This window comes from Chromobacterium aquaticum, from assembly GCF_021129195.1.
Classification (GTDB): domain Bacteria; phylum Pseudomonadota; class Gammaproteobacteria; order Burkholderiales; family Chromobacteriaceae; genus Chromobacterium; species Chromobacterium aquaticum.
Window position 1 is genome coordinate 44,019 of sequence record NZ_JAJOHW010000025.1, and the last position, 16,918, is coordinate 60,936.

Below are 16,918 nucleotides of genomic sequence, written 5' to 3' on the forward strand. Positions count from 1 at the left end.
ATGCAAGATGCTTTCTCCGCGGCAGACAGCCTGCTGCTCAAGCCTTACGGTCTGGACGAGGCGGCTTTGGAAGCCACGCTGGCGCGCATGCGCCACCACGCCATCGACTACGCCGACCTCTATTTTCAATACACCCGCAGCGAGGCCTGGAGCCTGGAAGAGGGCATCGTCAAGTCCGGCAGCTTCAGCATCGATCAAGGCGTGGGCGTGCGCGCGGTGGCCGGAGACAAGACCGCCTTCGCCTATTCCGACGCCATCAGCCTGGAGGCCCTGAGCCGCTCCGCCGATGCGGTGCGCGCCATCGGCCAGGCGGGCGGCGACGGTTCCGCCGGCGCGCAGACCCTGCGCGCGCCCAAGCCGCTGTATCCGGCGCTGGACCCGTGTCACAGCCTGGAAGCGGCGGCCAAGGTGGCCTTGCTGGAAAAAGTGGAGCGGATGGCCCGCGCCTTGGACCCGCGGGTGATCCAGGTGATGGCCGGCATGGCCAGCGAATACGATGTGGTCTACGTGGCGCGCCACGACGGCGTGCGCGCCGCCGATGTGCGGCCGCTGGTGCGGCTGTCGGTGTTGGTGATCGCCGAACAAAACGGCCGCCGCGAGCAGGGCTCCAGCGGCGGCGGCGGCCGCTTCGACCTGGCCTACTTCGACGACGAGGTGTTGGAGCGCTATGCGCGTCAGGCGGTGCATCAGGCGCTGACCAATCTGGATTCGCGGCCGGCGCCGGCCGGCCAGATGACCGTGGTGCTGGGGTCGGGCTGGCCCGGCGTGTTGTTGCACGAGGCGATAGGTCATGGCCTGGAAGGCGATTTCAACCGCAAGGGCACTTCGGCCTTTTCCGGCAAGATCGGCCAGCGGGTGGCGGCGAAGGGCGTCACGGTGGTGGACGACGGGGTGATGGAGGAGCGGCGCGGCTCGCTGGCGATAGACGACGAGGGCAATCCCACTCAGCGCACCGTGCTGATCGAGGATGGCGTGCTCAAGGGCTATATGCAGGATGCGATGAATTCGCGCCTGATGCAGGTGGGCGCCACCGGCAACGGCCGTCGCGAGTCCTACGCCCACATCCCGATGCCGCGGATGACCAACACCTATATGCTGGCCGGCCAGCACGATCCGCAGGAAATCATCGCCTCGGTCAAGGACGGCTTGTACGCGGTCAATTTCGGCGGCGGTCAGGTGGACATCACCAGCGGCAAGTTCGTGTTTTCGGCGTCGGAAGCCTGGCGCATCGAAAACGGCAAGCTCAGCTACCCGGTCAAGGGCGCCACCCTGATAGGCAACGGGCCGGACGTGCTCAACTACGTCAGCATGATAGGCAATGATTTGCAGCTGGATCAGGGCGTCGGCGTCTGCGGCAAGGAAGGCCAGAGCGTGCCGGTGGGCGTGGGCCAGCCCACGCTGCGCATAGACGGAGGGCTGACCGTGGGCGGCACCGGCGGCTAAGAACCTGTTCAAAGTCTGCTACGCTTCGGCGATACGGCGTTGAAAACGAGCTCAAAATGCTCATGTACCACTTGTACATTCCGCTTTTTCACTCGTTTTCGCCTTGTCTCGCTCTTGCTCGCGAGACTTTGAACAGGCTCAAAGAACCTATGTAAACAGGTTCTTTGAGAAAGGCGAAGCGCTGGAGCTTCGCCTTTTTTTACGCCTATTTTCAAATTGAACAAGCAGATCATCCAAATTTAAAGCCAATTATCAAATTCCTTGGGCGGCGACACAATGCGCAGGTCCGGTGTCGCCGTGTTGGCGACGCCGCAATCGGGAGACGATGATGAAAGCTTTGACCTTGGCGCTGGGCTTCGGCCTGGCCTTGACCGCGGCCTTCGCCGGCGCGGCGGAAAACCTGCCGCAGCCGGCGCGGGTGTGGGCGGACCGCCCGGCCGGCAGCGTGGCGGCGGTGAAACTGGCCGCATTGCGCTACGCGGCATTCTGGAACAGCGGCGATCCGCGCTACGCCGAGCTGGCGCTGGACCCCGACTTCATCGACCGCACTCTGCCCGCCGGCCGTCAGCAGGGCGTGGCCGGGCCCTTGCAGGCTTCGCGCCAGTTCCGCGCCGCGGTGCCGGATTTGAAGGTGGACGTCACCGATATGGTGCTGGCCGGCGACCGCGTCGCCTTGCGCCTGCATTTCCAGGGCCATTTCAGCGGCCGCTTCGGCGATGTGCAAGGCCAGGGCCAACCGGTGGAGTTCCAGGCCTTCGACCTGTACCGCGTCAAGAACGGCCGCATCGCCGAGAACTGGCATCTGGAAGACAATCTGACCCTGATGCAGCAACTGGGCGTGGTGAAGCCATGAGCGCGGCGGATTTTTCTTTCCACGGCCAGGTCGTGGCGGTGCTGGGCGGCGGCTCCGGCATCGGCCGAGCGGTAGCGGACGCGGCCGTGGCGGCCGGCGCGAGGGTCTATGTGCTGGGACGTAGCGCCCAATCCGAGGCGGATCGCGAAGGTATACAGGCGGACATTACCGACAGCCGGGCATTGGCCCGGGCCTTCGCCGACATCGGCCGCATCGATCACCTGGTGCTGACCGCAGGCGCCCGGGTCGGCGCGCCGGCCTTGGCCGAGTTGAGCGAGGAGGCCTTGCGGCAGACTTTCGACGTCAAGCTGTTCGGCAGCCTGCTGGCGCTGCGCGAGGCCTTGCCCTATCTGGCGGAGCGGGCGTCGGTGACCTTCACCTCCGGCCTGTTGGCGCGCAAATTCTCCAGCGGCGGCCTGCTGAAAAGTACGGTCAACGCCGCGCTGGAAGCGGCGGCCAAGAATCTGGCCAAGGAGCTGGCGCCGCGCCGCGTCAACGTGGTCAGCCCCGGCGTGGTGGACACCGAGCTATGGGGCGAGGCCGGCTCGGCCGCGCGTCAGGCGACGCTGGCCCGCATCGGCCAGGGCCTGCCCGTCGGCCGCGTCGGTCAGCCGCGGGAATTGGCGCAAGCCTATCTGCTGGCGATGGCCAACGGCTTCATCACTGGCGCGGTGCTGGACGTGGAGGGCGGGGCCTTGTTGTAGGCCCGCCCCAAGAGAGAGGACTCGAGATGTCCGATACCCTACCCATCAATCGTCGCCAGTTCCTGGCCGGCGCGGCCGCGGGCAGTACCGCGCTGATGCTGGCGCACGGCGCGGCGCTGGCGGCGACAGGAGCAAGCAAGATGACGGCAACTTCAACAAGCGGCGGCGCTTTCTGGCCGAATGGCGCCCGCCTGGCGATTTCGATTTCCATGCAGTTCGAGGCCGGCGCGCAGCCGGAGCGCGGCGCCAGCGGGCCGTTTCCGCCGCTGGACCCCAAGTACGCGGATCTGCCGATGCAAAGCTGGTACGACTATGGCGTGAAGGAGGGCATTCCGCGGCTGCTGGATTTGTGGGACCGCACCGGGGTCAAGGTGACTTCGCACATGGTGGGCCAGGCGGTGGACCGCAGCCCGCGGCTGGCGCGCGAGATCGTGGCGCGCGGCCACGAGGCGGCGGCGCACGGCCAAACCTGGGAGCCGCAATACCCGATGACGCCGGAGCAGGAACTGGCGGCCTACAGCGCCAATATCGCCAGCATCGAGCGCGCCACCGGCATGCGGCCGGTGGGCTTCAACGCCTTCTGGCTGCGCGGCACGCCCAATACCCTGAGCATTCTGCAGCAGCTGGGCTTTCTCTATCACATCGACAACGTCAGCCGCGACGAGCCGTTCACGGTGGCGGTCAAGGGCAAGCCGTTCGTGGTGGTGCCCTATACCTTGCGCAACAACGACATCGTGCGTTTCGATTCGCCGGCGCTGAGCAATGAGGCTTATCTGTCGGATCTGAAGGCCGAGTTCGACGTGCTCTACGCCGAGGCGGGTTCGCGGCGGCGGATGATGTCGATCAGCACCCACGACCGCATTTCCGGCTCGCCGGCGCGGGTCAAGGCGCTGGAGCAGTTCATCCGCTATGCGCAGGGCCATGCTGGCGTCGCCTTCATGCGCAAGGACGAGATCGCGCGCTACGCGCTGCAGGCGGACAAGGTGCCGGCAGACTGAGTTCTTGAGTCGCGTTCCACAACCGCGGCACGGCCATTGGCCGCGCCGCGGTTTTCTTAGAACCTGTTTACGATCTCGCGAGCTAAGGCGAGACAAGGCGAAAACGGTTGAAGAAGCGGAATGTACAGGTGGTACATGAGCATTCTGAAAGCGTTTTCAACGCCGAATCGCCGACGCGCAGCAGATCGTAAACAGGTTCTTACAATTGGGCGCCGGCCTCCGGCAGCAGGGCGGTGGCCGGCAGCGTCGACAGCCGCTCGCGCAGGAAATCTATCAAGCGGCGGATGCGCAGCGGCTGGCCGCGCTGGCCGGCGTAGAGCAGGTGCAGCGGCGCGCTGTCGGTGAAGTATTCGTCCAGCACCGTGAGCAGGCGGCCCTGGCGCAGGTCGTCGGCGATGTCCAGCAGCGATTTGTAGGCGAAGCCCTGGCCTTGCAGCGCCCAGCGGCGGATGACCTCGCCGTCGTTGCTCTGCTGCGCGCGCTCCAGCCGCAGCGCGCGGCGCTGGCCGTGCTCGCGATAAGGCCATTCGTGCATCGGGCCGTCGCCGGTGACCAGGGTCAGCGTCGGCAGTTCGGTCAATTGCCGCGGATGGCTGGGCATGCCGGTGCGCGCCAGCAGCGCCGGCGCGGCGCAGACCACGCGGCGGCTGGCGGCCAGTTCGCGCGCGATCAGGCCGCTGTCCGCCGGCTGGCCGTAGCGGATGGCGATGTCGATGTCCTCGCCGATCAAGTCGGCCGGGGTGTCGTCCAGCTGCAAGGCGAAATGCACCGCCGGGTGCAGGCGGCGGAATTCGTCCAGGCAGTCCAGCAAGGCGTGGCGGCCCAGGTCCGAAGGCGCCGACAGCCGGATCAGGCCGCTGAGTTCGCTTTGCTCGCGCTGCAGCCGGTCCTGGCCTTGCTGCAGGGTGTCCAGCGCGCGCTGGCAGTGGTCGCGGAACACTTCGCCGGCCTCGGTCAGCCGCAGCTGGCGGGTGGTGCGCTGGAACAGCCGGCTGTCCAGCGCGGCCTCCAGCCGCTGGATGCAGGCGCTGGCGGCTGCGGGGGACAGACCTTGCTTGCGGCCGGCGGCGGAGAAGCTGCCCAGCTGGGCGGCGTCGAGGAAGAGGCGTAGGTCGTTGAGTCGATCGAGCATGAGCATGGCCCGGGCGCGGCTGCGCCCGGGCGGGGAGGGGTTTAAATGGTTTCGGTATTGGCCAGCAGCCATTCGCGCGCCGCGCCGTCCACCAGCGGCAGCAAGCGTGAGCGCACTTCCTCGTGGTATTGGTTCAGCCAGTCCACCTCGGCGCGGGACAGCAGGTTGAAGTCCAGGCAGCGGGTGTCGATAGGGCACAGGGTCAGGGTTTCGAAGCGCAGGAAGTCGCCGAATTCGTTCTGCGACGAGGCCACGTTCAGCACCAGGTTCTCGATGCGCACACCCCAGCGGCCCGGGCGATAGACGCCGGGTTCGATCGAGGTGACCATGCCTTCCTGCATCGCCATATTGGCGTCCGGCACCGCGCGGGAAATGCTTTGCGGGCCTTCGTGCACATTGAGGAAATAGCCGACGCCGTGGCCGGTGCCGTGGCCGAAGTCGATGTCCTGCTGCCACAGCGGCGCGCGCGCCAGCGCGTCCAGCATAGGCGACAGGGTGCCGCGCGGGAAATGGGCCATGGACAGGCCTATGGTGCCTTTCAGCACCAGGGTGAAGTCGCGCTTCTGCTCGGCGGACGGCGCGCCGACCGCCACCACGCGGGTGATGTCGGTGGTGCCGCCCAGGTATTGGCCGCCGGAGTCTATCAGCAGCAGGCCGTCGCCCTTGATCTCGCTGTGGGCGGCTGCGGTGGCGTGGTAGTGCGGCAGCGCGCCGTTGGCGTTGAAGCCGGCGATGGTGCCGAAGCTGGGCGACACGAAGCCGGGCCGGCGCGCGCGCGCGGCGGTGATTTCCTCGTCTATGGTCAGCTCGGTGACGCGGCTGCGGTTGACCTCGCCTTCGAACCAGGCGAAGAACTCGCACAGCGCCGCGCCGTCCTGTTCCATCGCGCCGCGGATGTGGGCGGCCTCTTCCTCCGTCTTGCAGGACTTGAACAGGGTGCTGGGATTGATCGCCTCGATCACGCGGGCGGCCGGATTGACCGCCTGGCGCAGGCCCAGGGTCACGCGGCGCGGGTCCAGCAGCAGGCTGGCTCCGGCCGGCAAGGCGGCGAGCGCCGGCTTGGCCTGGGCGTAAGGCCGCACTTCGACGCCGTCGGCCGCCAGTTGGGCGCGCAGCTCGGCGGAAACCTTGCCTTCGCCGACGAAGAGGGTGGCCTGCTGACGGCTCAGCAGCGCGTGGCTGATGAAGACCGGATTGTAGTTGACGTCGCTGCCGCGCAGATTGAAGCTCCAGGCGATGTCGTCCAGCGTGGACAGGAAGTGCCAGTCGGCGCCGGCCTCGTCCATGGCGGCGCGCAAGCGCGCCAGCTTGTCGGCGCGGCTTTGCGGCGCGAAGGCCGATTCATGTTGATAGACCGGCGCGTCCGGCAGCGGCGGGCGCTGCGGGTCGATGGCGTCTATCAAATCCAGGTCGGTGCGCAAGCGGGCTCCGGCCTGTTCCAGCGCGGCTTGCAGCGCCTTGGCCGCGGCCAGGCCCAGCGAGTCGCCGTCCACCGCCAGCGTTTGGCCGGCGCTCAGGGTCTTGGCGATCCAGCCCAGGTGGTCGGCGCTGGCGGCGCTGATGATTTTGACCAGCTGGATGCCGCTGCCGGCCAATTCGGCCTCGGCCTGCACCCAGTAACGGCTGTCGGCCCAGACGCCGGCGAAGTCGCGGGTGACGATCAGCGTGCCCATGGAGCCGGTGAAGCCGGACAGCCATTGGCGGGCCTGCCAGCGCGCCGGCAGGTATTCCGACAGATGCGGGTCCGAGGAGGGCACCAGACAGGCGTCGACGCCGGCGTTCTTCATGGCGGCGCGCAAGGAGGCGATGCGTTGCGGAATGGTGTCCAATTGCGGGGTTGCGAGGGTGTTCATGCCGGCTCCGGGGGATGTATCCATGCATTCTGTGGCTAATGAAACCGGGGCGCAAGAGTATGAGCATAGCTGATGATTGCCATGTCATTTTTTGAGCCGGCACGATGGCCGCCGACAGGTCTATACTGGAGCCGGCATCGGCGCCGCCGATGCACGCCAAGGAGCTGATCATGAGTAAATCAAGACACAGCAGCAAGGAAGCCAAAAAACAGCCGTTGCTGACGCCCAAGGAAAAACGGGCAGCCAAGCATCAGAAGAAACACGGGCCGGATGGCGCGCCCATCATTGTGCCTCACTAAGGCGAGCGCCGCGGCGATGCGGCTGCCTTGATGTGCTGAGCGCCTCGCTGATTTTGATCCGTGCGCTGTTTCCCTTCACGGTCCATGCGACCGTCCACGCCGGCCAGCGGGCCGGCCAATCGCCCAAACCTCCTGCCGCTGTGGTCAGGAGGTTTTTGTTTGCTGCGTTGAGTCAGGGCGAAGGCATGCACGCGCGGCCAAAATATGCTTCCTTGATTTTTTGCGGCGGAGACGATAGCTTTACTGGCTTTATTCGGGGCCGGCCGCAGTGAGCGCGGCAGGAGCAAGGGAAAGAGATGCAACAAGCCATCGAGGCGGCGGGTTATCACGCCCATGTGTATTTCGACACGGCGCAGCAAGCCGCGGCGCGGCGGCTGCGCGAGGCGGTGGCGCAGCGCTTTGCCGTGGAATTGGGACGCTGGCGCGAGCAGGCTTACGGGCCGCATCCGGTGGGCGCGTATCAGATCGCTTTCGCGCCGGCCTTGTTCGGCCAGATCGTGCCGTGGCTGATGCTGAACCGGGAGGGGCTGAGCGTGTTGTTGCATCCGCTGACCGGCGACGATGTCGAGGACCACAGCGATTTCGCCATGTGGCTGGGCGCGCCGCTGGAATTGAACATGGACTTTCTGCGCCAGCACGGCGACAACGGGCGCTCGGGCTAGTCCGACGGGCGCGGCCAAAACAAAACCCACCGGCCTGAGCCGGTGGGTTTTGTGATTGACGGGTACCGGTTTTAGCGCCGTTCCACCGCCAGCGCCACGCCCATGCCGCCGCCTATGCACAGCGTGGCCAGGCCCTTCTTGGCGTCGCGACGCTGCATTTCATGCAGCAGGGTGACCAGCACGCGGCAGCCGGAGGCGCCGATCGGGTGGCCCAGCGCGATGGCGCCGCCGTTGACGTTGACCTTGTCCGGGCCCCAGCCCAGTTCGCGCGCCACGCCCAGCGCCTGGGCGGCGAAGGCTTCGTTGGCTTCCACCAAATCCAGCTCTTCCACGGTCCAGCCGGCCTTGTCTAGCGCCTTGCGGGTGGCGGCCACCGGGCCTATGCCCATGATTTCCGGCGCGCAGCCGGTCAGCGCGTAGCCCTTGATCGCGGCCAGCGGCTTCAGACCCAGCTGGTCCGCCTTCTGCGCCGACATCAGCAGCACCGCGGCGGCGCCGTCATTGATGCCGGAAGCGTTGCCGGCGGTGACGGTGCCTTCCTTCTTGAAGGCGGCGCGCAACTTGGCCAGGCCCTCGGCGCTGGCGTCGTGCTTGATGAACTCGTCGCTGTCGAAGGCCAGCGGATCGCCCTTGCGCTGCGGCACCAGCACCGGCGTGATCTCGTCCTTGAACTTGCCGGCTTGCTGCGCGGCGGCGGCGCGTTGCTGCGAGGCCAGCGCCAGCGCATCCTGCTCTTCGCGGCCGATGCCGTACTTTTCCGCCACGTTTTCAGCGGTGATGCCCATGTGGTAGGCATTGTAGGCGTCGGTCAGGCCGTCGTTGACCATGGTGTCGATCAGCTGGGCGTTGCCCATGCGGAAGCCGTCGCGCGAGCCGGGCAGGATGTGCGGCGACAAGGACATGCTTTCCTGGCCGCCGGCGATGACGATGTCGGCGTCGCCGTTGGCGATGGCCTGGGCGCCCAGGTGCACGGCGCGCAGGCCGGAACCGCAGACCACGTTGAGGGTGGTGGCCGGGGTGGTGACCGGCAGGCCGGCCTTGATCAGCGCCTGGCGCGCCGGGTTCTGGCCGCTGCCGGCGGTCAGCACTTGGCCGAGGATGACTTCGCTGACGTCTTCCGGTTTCAGGCCGGTTTTGGCCAGCAGCGATTTGATGACGGTGGCGCCCAATTCCGGGGCCGGGATCTTGGCCAGCGCGCCGCCAAAGCTGCCGATGGCGGTGCGGGTTGCTGCGACAATCACGACTTCCATGTTTTTCTCCGTCTCTCTCTTCAATGTGACCGCGAAGGTCGGTGTGCCGGCCAGCGCGCCGGCGGCGGGGCGGGGAGACCGCTAAAGCGCTTCGAAGCGGCTTTCAATCCCTTGCCCAAGCATCCCGCCGAAGCGCGGCAGACTTTGAACCGTTTTTCTTAGAGCCTGTTTATGATCTCGCGAGCTAGGGCGAGACAAGGCGAACACGAGCGAAAAAGCGGAATGTACTCGTGGAACATGAGCATTTTGAGCTCGGTTTCAACGCCCATGTCTATCCATCCCGCCGACGCGCAGCAGAGCGTAAACAGGTTCTTATTGCAGGCTGGCCACCACGCTGGGCATGGCCTTGGCCAGCACATAGCTGCCCGGCGCCGCTTGCAGCGGCGGGAAGTCCTTGCTGCCCAAGGCCTTGGGCGCTGCGACTTTCTTGCCGGATTGCGGCGCCAGCCAGGCATCCCAGTCCTTCCACCAGCTGCCGGGGCGGCTTTCCGCGGTTTCCAGCCAGGTGTCGGCGTGTTCGGGCAGCTTGTCGTTGACCCAGTAATTGCGCTTGTCCTTGGTCACCGGATTGATCGAGCCGGCGATGTGGCCGGAAGCGCCCAGCACGAAGCGCCGCGACGGCGCGCCGGTCAGGTAGTGGATGCCGGAGTAGGCCGAGCTCCACAGCACGATGTGGTCTTCGCGCGCAGCGAAGATATAGACCGGGATATTGATCTTGGAGATGTCGATGGGCACGCCGCACAGGGTGATGGAACCCGGCTTGGTCAGCGCGTTGTTCATGTAGAACTGGCGCAGCAGGAAGGTGTGCATCGGCAGCGGCAGGTCCACCGCGTCGTTGTTCCAGTAGAGCAGGTCGAACGGCGCCGGCGTCTTGCCCAGCAGATAGTTGTTGACCACATAGTTCCACACCAGATCGTTGGCGCGCAGGCTGGCGAAGGTGCGGCCTATCTCCTTGCCGCTGATGATGCCGCCGGCGGCGATCTTGGCTTCGCGGCTGGCCACCAGGTTCTCGTCGATGAAGTAGGAGATCTCGCCCGGCTCGGCGTGATCTATCAGCGAGGTCATGAAGGTGGTGGAGTCGAAATACTTGAGCCCGCGCGCCTGCAGCACGCACTGGGTGGTGGTCAGGATCACGCCGCCGACACAGAAGCCCAGCGCGTTCATGCTGTCCTGCTTGCTGATCTTGCGCACGGTTTCCGCCGCGGCGATCACGCCTTTCTCGATATAGCTTTCCCAGGTGAAGTGCTTCATCTCCGGTTCCGCCGAGCGCCAACTGATCAGGAACACGCGGTAGCCCTGGGCGACGAAGTGACGGACCATGGAGTTGTCCGGCTGCAAGTCCATCAGGTAGTACTTGTTGATGCAGGGCGGCACGATCAGCAGCGGCTTTTCATAGACCTGGCCGGTGGTGGGGGTGTACTGGATCAGTTCGATCAAGTCGTTGCGGAACACCACCTCGCCGGGGGTGACCACGATGTTCTTGCCAATCTCGAACTGACTTTCGTCCGACATCGAGATATGGCCCTTCTGGAAGTCCTCCAGCATGTTCTTCATGCCGTCGACCAGGCTTTCGCCCTTGGTCTCTATCGCCCGTTTCATCACGTCCGGGTTGGTCAGCATGAAGTTGCTGGGGGAGACCGCGTCCAGGTATTGGCGGGTGGCGAAGGCCAGCTTGTCCTTGGCTTCTTCCTCCAGCTGGGCGTTGTCCACCAGCTCGGTCATCCATTTGCTGGTGAGCAGATAGCCTTGCTTGAGGAAGTGGTAGAACGGGTGCTCGTCCCATTCCGGCGAGGCGAAGCGGCGGTCGCCCTTTTTCGCCGAGGCGTCGCCGTTGGCGGCGGGCGCCTGGCCCAGGAATTGCGACCACAGATTCATCTGCTGCTGATACAGGCTGCTTTGCCAGGCGAACAGCTGGCCGGCGTTGCTGAGCATGGCGCCCCAGGCGTTGGCCAGCGGCAGTTCAGCATTTCCAGGTTGCGGCGGCAGCGGCAGGTTGTTGACGAACTGCTGCATCCATTGTTGGTTGGCCTCGGATAGGCTGGAGAAGAAACTATCCAGCGGATTTGTACTTTCTTGGGTCAAAGCTGTCTCCTGAAACGTGCCGAAGCGTTATCGAAGCTTTCCTGCATTGGACCGTGTAACAAAATGTGCGGTCGCAAGGTACGCCATGACTGTAACAGGGTTGCATGACATTTTCACCGGGAGGAGGACGATAAGGCGCGTCGAAAGCCGCATCTTGTTGCCGCGGTGCACAATCTGCCTAGCTGTCCTTTTGGCCTGGCATGCCGAGGGGGTGGAATTTATGGGATAATCGCGAAGATTCGATTGGGGTTGAACAGAACGGGAAAGGATAGTCATGCTGGCATTCAAGGCGCGTTTGGGCGATCAGGAAGTCGCGGTGGGCAATGTCTTCTGCATCGGGCGCAATTACGCCGCGCACGCGGCGGAGTTGAACAATCCGCTGGAAGACGAGCCGCTGGTGTTCCTGAAACCGACGTCGGCGCTGGTCGGCGAGGGCGAGCCCTTGAGGCTGCCCGATTATTCCAGCGACGTTCACCACGAGTGCGAACTGGTGCTGCTGATAGGCAAGGACGGCCGCGATATCGCGGAAGCGGAAGCGCTCGGCCATGTGGCTGGCTACGGCATCGGCCTGGACATGACCGCGCGCGACGTGCAATCGGCGGCCAAGAGCAAGGGCCATCCGTGGACCAAGGCCAAGGGTTTCCCCACCGCCGCCAGCCTGTCGCGCTTGGTTCCTGCGGAACGAGTGGCCGATCCGCAGCGGCTGAGCTTTGAATTGCGCGTCAACGGCGAACTGCGCCAACAGGGCGACACCGGCTTGATGCTGTTCCCGGTGGCCGCCATCATCGCCTATCTGTCGCGGACCTATGGCCTGCAGGCTGGCGATTTGATTTATACCGGCACGCCGGAGGGCGTGGCGGCGGTGCGTTCCGGCGACCGGCTCAGCCTGAAGCTGGAGGGCCTGGCCGCCGCGGAATGGAGCGTGCTCTGATGGCGGTCGGCGCCGAGGGCGACGGCAAGGTCCGTCTCGACAAATGGCTGTGGGCCGCCCGTTTCTTCAAGACCCGGCAGCTGGCGCATGAGGCGTTGGAGCTGGGGCGGGTGCTGGTCAACGGCGACCGGGTCAAGGCGTCGCGGGTGGTCAAGGAGGGCGACCAGCTGGCGATGCGCATCAATCAGCTGGAGTACCGTGTCGAGGTGCTGGCGCTGAGCACCCAGCGTCGGCCGGCGCAGGAGGCGCGGCTGCTCTACCGCGAGGAAGAGGCCTCTCAGCGCGCGCGCGAAGAGCAGGTGCTGCTATTGAAGGCGGAGCGCGCCAGTTTTCCGCATGGCGATGGCCGCCCCACCAAGAAGGCGCGCCGCGAGATCAGCAAGTTCAAAGGGCAATTTTAAGAGGCGGTTCAAAGCCCGCCGCGCCCCGCGCGCCATTCACGTTTTCAACCAGGAGCCCGTCTAGGGCCGAGCTTCAGATCATGTCGTCTTCCGCGTCACCCGCCGTATCCCTGCTGCCGTTCAGCCTGTTCTATTTCAGTTATTTCGCCTTCCAGGGCCTGTTCAGCCCGTTCTGGGGACTGTATCTGCAGTCGCTGTCCTTCTCCGCCTGGCAGATCTCGGTGCTGATGGCCTTGTCCACGCTGGCGCGCATCGTGGCGCCCGGCTTCTGGGGCTGGCTGGCGGACCGACGCGGCCGCCGGCGCGCCATCATTCTGACGACTTCGCTGCTGTCGGCGGCGGCCTTCCTGCTGGTGGGGATGGACCGTGCGTTCTGGTGGGTGTTCGTCAGCCTGGCGGTGTCGCATTTCTTCTGGGCGGCGGCGCTGCCGCTGGTGGAGGCCAGCACCGCCCACCTGACGCGCGCGCAGCCGGGGCGTTACAGCCGGGTGCGGGTCTGGGGCTCGATAGGCTTCGTCTGTCTGGCGATGAGCGGCGGCCTGCTGCTGGACGGAATAGGCATAGGCAATCTGCCGTGGGCGCTGTGCGCGCTGCTGGCCCTGGTGGCCGTGGCGGCCTGGCGGGTGCCGGAAGTGGCCGCCGAGCGCAAGGGCGGACCGTCGGCGCCGATAGCGGCCACGCTGCGGCGGCCGGAGGTGATGGCCTTGTTTGGCTGCTGCTTCCTGATGGCCTTCGCCCACGGCCCTTACTACACCTTTTTCTCCATCGGCCTGAAACAGGCGGCTTATGAGCAGGGCGCCATCGGCATGTTGTGGGGGCTGGGCGTGGTCAGCGAGGTGGCGGTATTCCTGCTGATGCCCAAGATCATGGCGCGCGCGCGTTTGGAAACGTTGATGCTGTTGTCGCTATTGGCGGCGGTGCTGCGTTTCGCGCTGATCGCCGCCGCGGCGCAGCTGGCCTGGGTGGCGATAGGCGCTCAGCTATTGCACGCGCTGACTTTTGGTCTGCACCACGCCGCTTCGGTGGGGTTGATCCACCGCATGTTCGACCAACATCACCACGGTCGCGCCCAGGGTCTGTACATCATCGCCTCGTTTGGCGTCGGCGGCAGCGCCGGTGGCCTGATCGGCGGGCTGGTATGGCCGCACGGCGGCATGGCGACGACGTTCGCGATGTCGACGGCCGCCGCCGCGCTGGGCGTGTTGCTGTGCTGGCGCTGGCTGCGGCCGGCGGCGCCTGTTCAGGCGGGCTGATCTTTCAACAGGGCCGGCGGCACGAAGTAACAGCTGTCGCCGTCGATGCCGGGCAGCTCGATTCGGCCCTGATAAAACAGGCCGATTTTCTCCAGCACGCGGATGGACGCCTGGTTGTGCGGCGCGGTGATGCCCACCACCACCGCGTGGCCCTGTTGTTCGCGGCCATGTTCAATGGCGGCCAGCGCGGCTTCGCTGGCGTAGCCGCAGCCCCAGTATTGTTCCAGGAAGGCGTAGCCTATGTCCGGGTAGGCCAGGCCATCGCGCTTGACCAGGCCGCAGATACCGACCGGGGCGCCATCGTCCAGCCGCTCCACCAGCAAGAGGCCGTGGCCGTGCTTGCGGTAGCTGGCCTGCGGGCCTTCCTCGATATAGCGCAGCGCGCCGAGCAGGTCGTGGGCGTTCTTGTCGCCAATATTGGCGATGAAGGCTGGTTCGTTCAGCAGCTTGAGCATGAAGGGGGCGTCGCTGGCGTGCAGCGGGCGCAGTTGCAGTCTGGCGGTGGCGATGTGATGCATGGCTGGTTCGGATTTCGCGGGATGTGGTCGTAAAAAAAGCCGACGGCGCAAGGGCCATCGGCTTCGATGCTAACAGGGTGGGGGCTCAGCACTCAACAATATTCACCGGCACTTCGATGACGTTGATGGCCAGGCCGCCACGCGCGGTTTCCTTGTACTTGGTGCTCATGTCCATGCCGGTGTCGCGCATGGTCTTGATCACTCGGTCCAGCGACACGAAGTGCTGGCCGTCGCCGCGTAGCGCCATGCGCGCCGCGTTGATGGCCTTGACCGAGGCCATGGCGTTGCGTTCGATGCAGGGCACTTGCACCAGGCCTCCCACCGGATCGCAGGTCAGGCCCAGATTGTGCTCCATGCCGATCTCGGCGGCGTTTTCAACTTGTTCCGGGGTGCCGCCCAGCACTTCGGCCAAGGCGCCGGCCGCCATCGAGCAGGCCGAGCCCACTTCGCCCTGGCAGCCCACTTCCGCGCCGGAGATGGAGGCGTTGAGCTTGAACAGCACGCCGATGGCGCCGGCGGTGAGCAGGAAGCGCACGATGCCGTCGTCGCTGGCGCCGGGCACGAAACGGGCGTAATAGTGCATCACCGCCGGGATGATGCCGGCCGCGCCGTTGGTGGGCGCGGTGACCACGCGGCCGCCGCCGGCGTTTTCCTCGTTCACCGCCAAGGCGTACAGATTGACCCAGTCCATCACCGTCAGCGGGTCGCGCAGCGCCGCCTCGGGCGAGGCCAGCAGCTTGCGGTGCATGTCGGCGGCGCGGCGCTTCACCTTCATGCCGCCGGGCAGGATGCCTTCGCGCTCGCAGCCGCGCTTGACGCAGTCCTGCATCACTTGCCAGATCTTCAGCAGCTCGGAGCGCACTTGTTCTTCGCTGCGCCAGGCCAGTTCGTTCTCCAGCATGATCTGGCTGATGGATTTGCCGTGGCGCTGACACAAGGCCAGCAATTCCGCCGCGCTCTTGAACGGATGCTTGAGTTCGGTGACGCCCGGCGGCACGAAGCCGGCGTCGATGGCGGCCTCGTCAACCACAAAGCCGCCGCCCACCGAGTAATAAGCACGCTTGGACAAGCTGGCACCAGCGGCGTCGAAGGCTTCGAAAATCATGCCGTTGGGGTGGTAGGGCAGGGTTTTCTTCTTGTGCAGCACCAGGTGCTCGCCTTCGACGAAGGGCACGGTGTGCTTGCCCAGCAGCGCGATGGCCTTGTCGGCGCGGATGGCGGCCAGCATGCCGTCCACCGCATCGGTATCGACCAGGTCGGGCTGTTCGCCCTGCAGGCCCAGCAAGACCGCGACATCGGTGCCGTGGCCCTTGCCGGTGGCGCCCAGCGAGCCAAACATTTCGGCGCGCACGCTGGCGGTCTGCGTCAGCAAGCCGTCTTTTTCCAGCCGGGCGATGAATTGGCGCGCGGCGCGCATCGGTCCAACCGTGTGGGAGCTGGACGGGCCGATGCCAATCTTGAACAAATCAAAAACACTGATGGCCATAATGCTTCTCTTAAGGGGTGTGTCCCGGCGGGCGGGTTATTGTGAGAACGGCCTGGACCGTCCTTATTATTGGCGTTGTCATGGTTTCGCATGGCCTGAGCTAGAGGCCGGCCTGCGTGTTGCCATCTTGCGGCAGCCGGGCAATCTAGACAAGCCGGCGGCCGCTGTCAATTTAGAATTATAGAGTCAGGACTAAGTTGCGTCAGGGATTCGACGGGCGGAAGCTGTCTGGCATCCTGATGGCATGGTTCGGAAGGACGGAAGGCCCTTTGGGCAAGGCGAAGAGGGGGGCGGACGTGAAAAAGCCCGGACGCGCCGGGCTTGGGGTTTAGATCGCGGCGGCGGTGAAGCGGCGGCGCAGATGTTGCGGTTTTTCCAGTTCGTCGACGATGGCCACGGCCAGGTCTTCCACGCTGATGTCGGCCGGCTTGTCGCCGTTGAACAGCAATTGATCGCCGCCCAGCCGGTATTTGCCGCTGCGTTCGCCAGGGTGGAGGAAGGCCGGCGGCGAAACGAAGGTCCAGTCCAGCGCGTTTTCTTCGCGCAGGCGGCGCAACGCTTCGCGCACGCCCAGCGCGCCTTCCTTCCATTCCGCCGGGAATTCCGGGGTGTCCACCAGTTGCACGCCGGGCGCCACTTCCAGGCTGCCGGCGCCGCCGACTTCCAGGAAGCGCTTGACGCGGGCCTGCTTGACGCCGGCGACGATGGTGTCGTGGCCCTTGACCGCCAGCGCCTGGATGTCTGCCTTGTCCCAGCCGGGATTGAAGGCGCTGATCACGGCGTCGTGGCCGGCGACGGCCGCGGCGATCTGGCTGGCCTGGTAGGCGTCGGCGGCCACGCCGCTCAGCTGCGGGTGTTGCGGCAGCTTGGACAGATTGGTGACGATGGCGCTGACTTGATGCTTGCGAGCCAGCAGTTCTTGCAGGATGGCCGAGCCGACAAAGCCGCTAGCGCCGATCAGAGCGATTTTCATGGGGATTCCTTTCCGCGATAAACATAATGAAGTTTGATGGCGTTCAGAATAGCAGCTTGATTATAGGGTGATAATCCAGC

At 65.5% G+C, this 16,918-nt stretch carries 16 protein-coding genes; 9 read left to right on the forward strand and 7 right to left on the reverse strand.

The features are described from left to right. The 4 genes from tldD to LQT98_RS04295 all read left to right on the forward strand — a co-directional run bounded on the left by tldD (position 1) and on the right by LQT98_RS04295 (position 3,998). On the forward strand, positions 1–1,443 hold the full coding sequence (gene tldD / locus LQT98_RS04280) for a metalloprotease TldD (RefSeq protein ID WP_048408583.1): 1,443 nt from the start codon (positions 1–3) through the stop codon (positions 1,441–1,443). A 328-nt stretch (positions 1,444–1,771) separates the two neighbouring features. Beyond that, on the forward strand, positions 1,772–2,296 hold the full coding sequence (locus LQT98_RS04285) for an ester cyclase (protein ID WP_231461242.1): 525 nt from the start codon (positions 1,772–1,774) through the stop codon (positions 2,294–2,296). After that, positions 2,293–3,000 (forward strand): SDR family oxidoreductase, encoded by a 708-nt coding sequence (locus LQT98_RS04290; RefSeq protein WP_231461243.1) that lies wholly within the window; start codon positions 2,293–2,295, stop codon positions 2,998–3,000. The genes LQT98_RS04285 and LQT98_RS04290 overlap by 4 nt, the downstream gene beginning before the upstream one ends. Before the next feature lie 26 nt (positions 3,001–3,026). Further along, positions 3,027–3,998, forward strand: coding sequence for a polysaccharide deacetylase family protein (locus tag LQT98_RS04295; protein ID WP_231461244.1), 972 nt, complete (start codon positions 3,027–3,029; stop codon positions 3,996–3,998). A gap of 199 nt (positions 3,999–4,197) precedes the next feature. On the opposite strand, the gene LQT98_RS04300 is transcribed toward LQT98_RS04295, so the two are convergent. Both LQT98_RS04300 and LQT98_RS04305 read right to left on the reverse strand, forming a co-directional pair. Then, positions 4,198–5,130: a LysR family transcriptional regulator gene (locus tag LQT98_RS04300; protein ID WP_231461245.1), complete on the reverse strand. Its 933-nt coding sequence runs from the start codon at positions 5,128–5,130 to the stop codon at positions 4,198–4,200. Positions 5,131–5,171: 41 nt separating this feature from the next. Beyond that, the gene (locus LQT98_RS04305; protein ID WP_231461265.1) at positions 5,172–6,959 is read right to left on the reverse strand and encodes an aminopeptidase P family protein; all 1,788 of its coding nucleotides are present in this window, start codon (positions 6,957–6,959) and stop codon (positions 5,172–5,174) included. 128 nt (positions 6,960–7,087) lie between these two features. Between LQT98_RS04305 and LQT98_RS04310 the strand changes: the two genes are divergently transcribed. Beyond that, the gene (locus LQT98_RS04310; RefSeq protein ID WP_231461246.1) at positions 7,088–7,282 is read left to right on the forward strand and encodes a hypothetical protein; all 195 of its coding nucleotides are present in this window, start codon (positions 7,088–7,090) and stop codon (positions 7,280–7,282) included. Positions 7,283–7,578: 296 nt separating this feature from the next. After that, on the forward strand, positions 7,579–7,944 hold the full coding sequence (locus LQT98_RS04315) for a DOPA 4,5-dioxygenase family protein (protein ID WP_048410823.1): 366 nt from the start codon (positions 7,579–7,581) through the stop codon (positions 7,942–7,944). Positions 7,945–8,015: 71 nt separating this feature from the next. Here LQT98_RS04315 and LQT98_RS04320 read toward each other — a convergent pair whose 3' ends face one another. Together LQT98_RS04320 and LQT98_RS04325 are read right to left on the reverse strand one after the other, a co-directional pair. Then, entirely contained in the window at positions 8,016–9,194 is a 1,179-nt protein-coding gene (locus tag LQT98_RS04320) for an acetyl-CoA C-acetyltransferase (RefSeq protein ID WP_231461247.1), read from the reverse strand. Between the two features lie 312 nt (positions 9,195–9,506). Further along, entirely contained in the window at positions 9,507–11,207 is a 1,701-nt protein-coding gene (locus LQT98_RS04325; protein WP_374420726.1) for a PHA/PHB synthase family protein, read from the reverse strand. Between the two features lie 343 nt (positions 11,208–11,550). Between LQT98_RS04325 and LQT98_RS04330 the strand changes: the two genes are divergently transcribed. From LQT98_RS04330 to LQT98_RS04340, 3 genes are all read left to right on the forward strand, one after another. Next, a complete protein-coding gene (locus LQT98_RS04330) occupies positions 11,551–12,207 on the forward strand; it encodes a fumarylacetoacetate hydrolase family protein (RefSeq protein WP_231461249.1) in 657 nt (218 codons plus the stop codon). Further along, a complete protein-coding gene (locus LQT98_RS04335; RefSeq protein ID WP_231461250.1) occupies positions 12,207–12,608 on the forward strand; it encodes an RNA-binding S4 domain-containing protein in 402 nt (133 codons plus the stop codon). Before LQT98_RS04330 ends, LQT98_RS04335 begins: the two co-directional genes overlap by 1 nt. Positions 12,609–12,688: 80 nt before the next feature. Continuing rightward, positions 12,689–13,861, forward strand: coding sequence for an MFS transporter (locus LQT98_RS04340; protein WP_231461251.1), 1,173 nt, complete (start codon positions 12,689–12,691; stop codon positions 13,859–13,861). Here the strand turns inward: LQT98_RS04340 and LQT98_RS04345 are convergent. The 3 genes from LQT98_RS04345 to LQT98_RS04355 all read right to left on the reverse strand — a co-directional run bounded on the left by LQT98_RS04345 (position 13,849) and on the right by LQT98_RS04355 (position 16,838). Continuing rightward, positions 13,849–14,379 carry a GNAT family N-acetyltransferase gene (locus LQT98_RS04345; protein ID WP_231461252.1) on the reverse strand — a complete coding sequence of 177 codons (531 nt, stop codon included), beginning with the start codon at positions 14,377–14,379 and terminating at the stop codon, positions 13,849–13,851. The genes LQT98_RS04340 and LQT98_RS04345 overlap by 13 nt on opposite strands. An 85-nt stretch (positions 14,380–14,464) precedes the next feature. Then, positions 14,465–15,865: an L-serine ammonia-lyase gene (locus LQT98_RS04350; RefSeq protein WP_048410815.1), complete on the reverse strand. Its 1,401-nt coding sequence runs from the start codon at positions 15,863–15,865 to the stop codon at positions 14,465–14,467. A gap of 328 nt (positions 15,866–16,193) precedes the next feature. Further along, the gene (locus LQT98_RS04355) at positions 16,194–16,838 is read right to left on the reverse strand and encodes an NAD(P)-dependent oxidoreductase (protein WP_231461253.1); all 645 of its coding nucleotides are present in this window, start codon (positions 16,836–16,838) and stop codon (positions 16,194–16,196) included. Positions 16,839–16,918 lie beyond the last annotated feature (80 nt).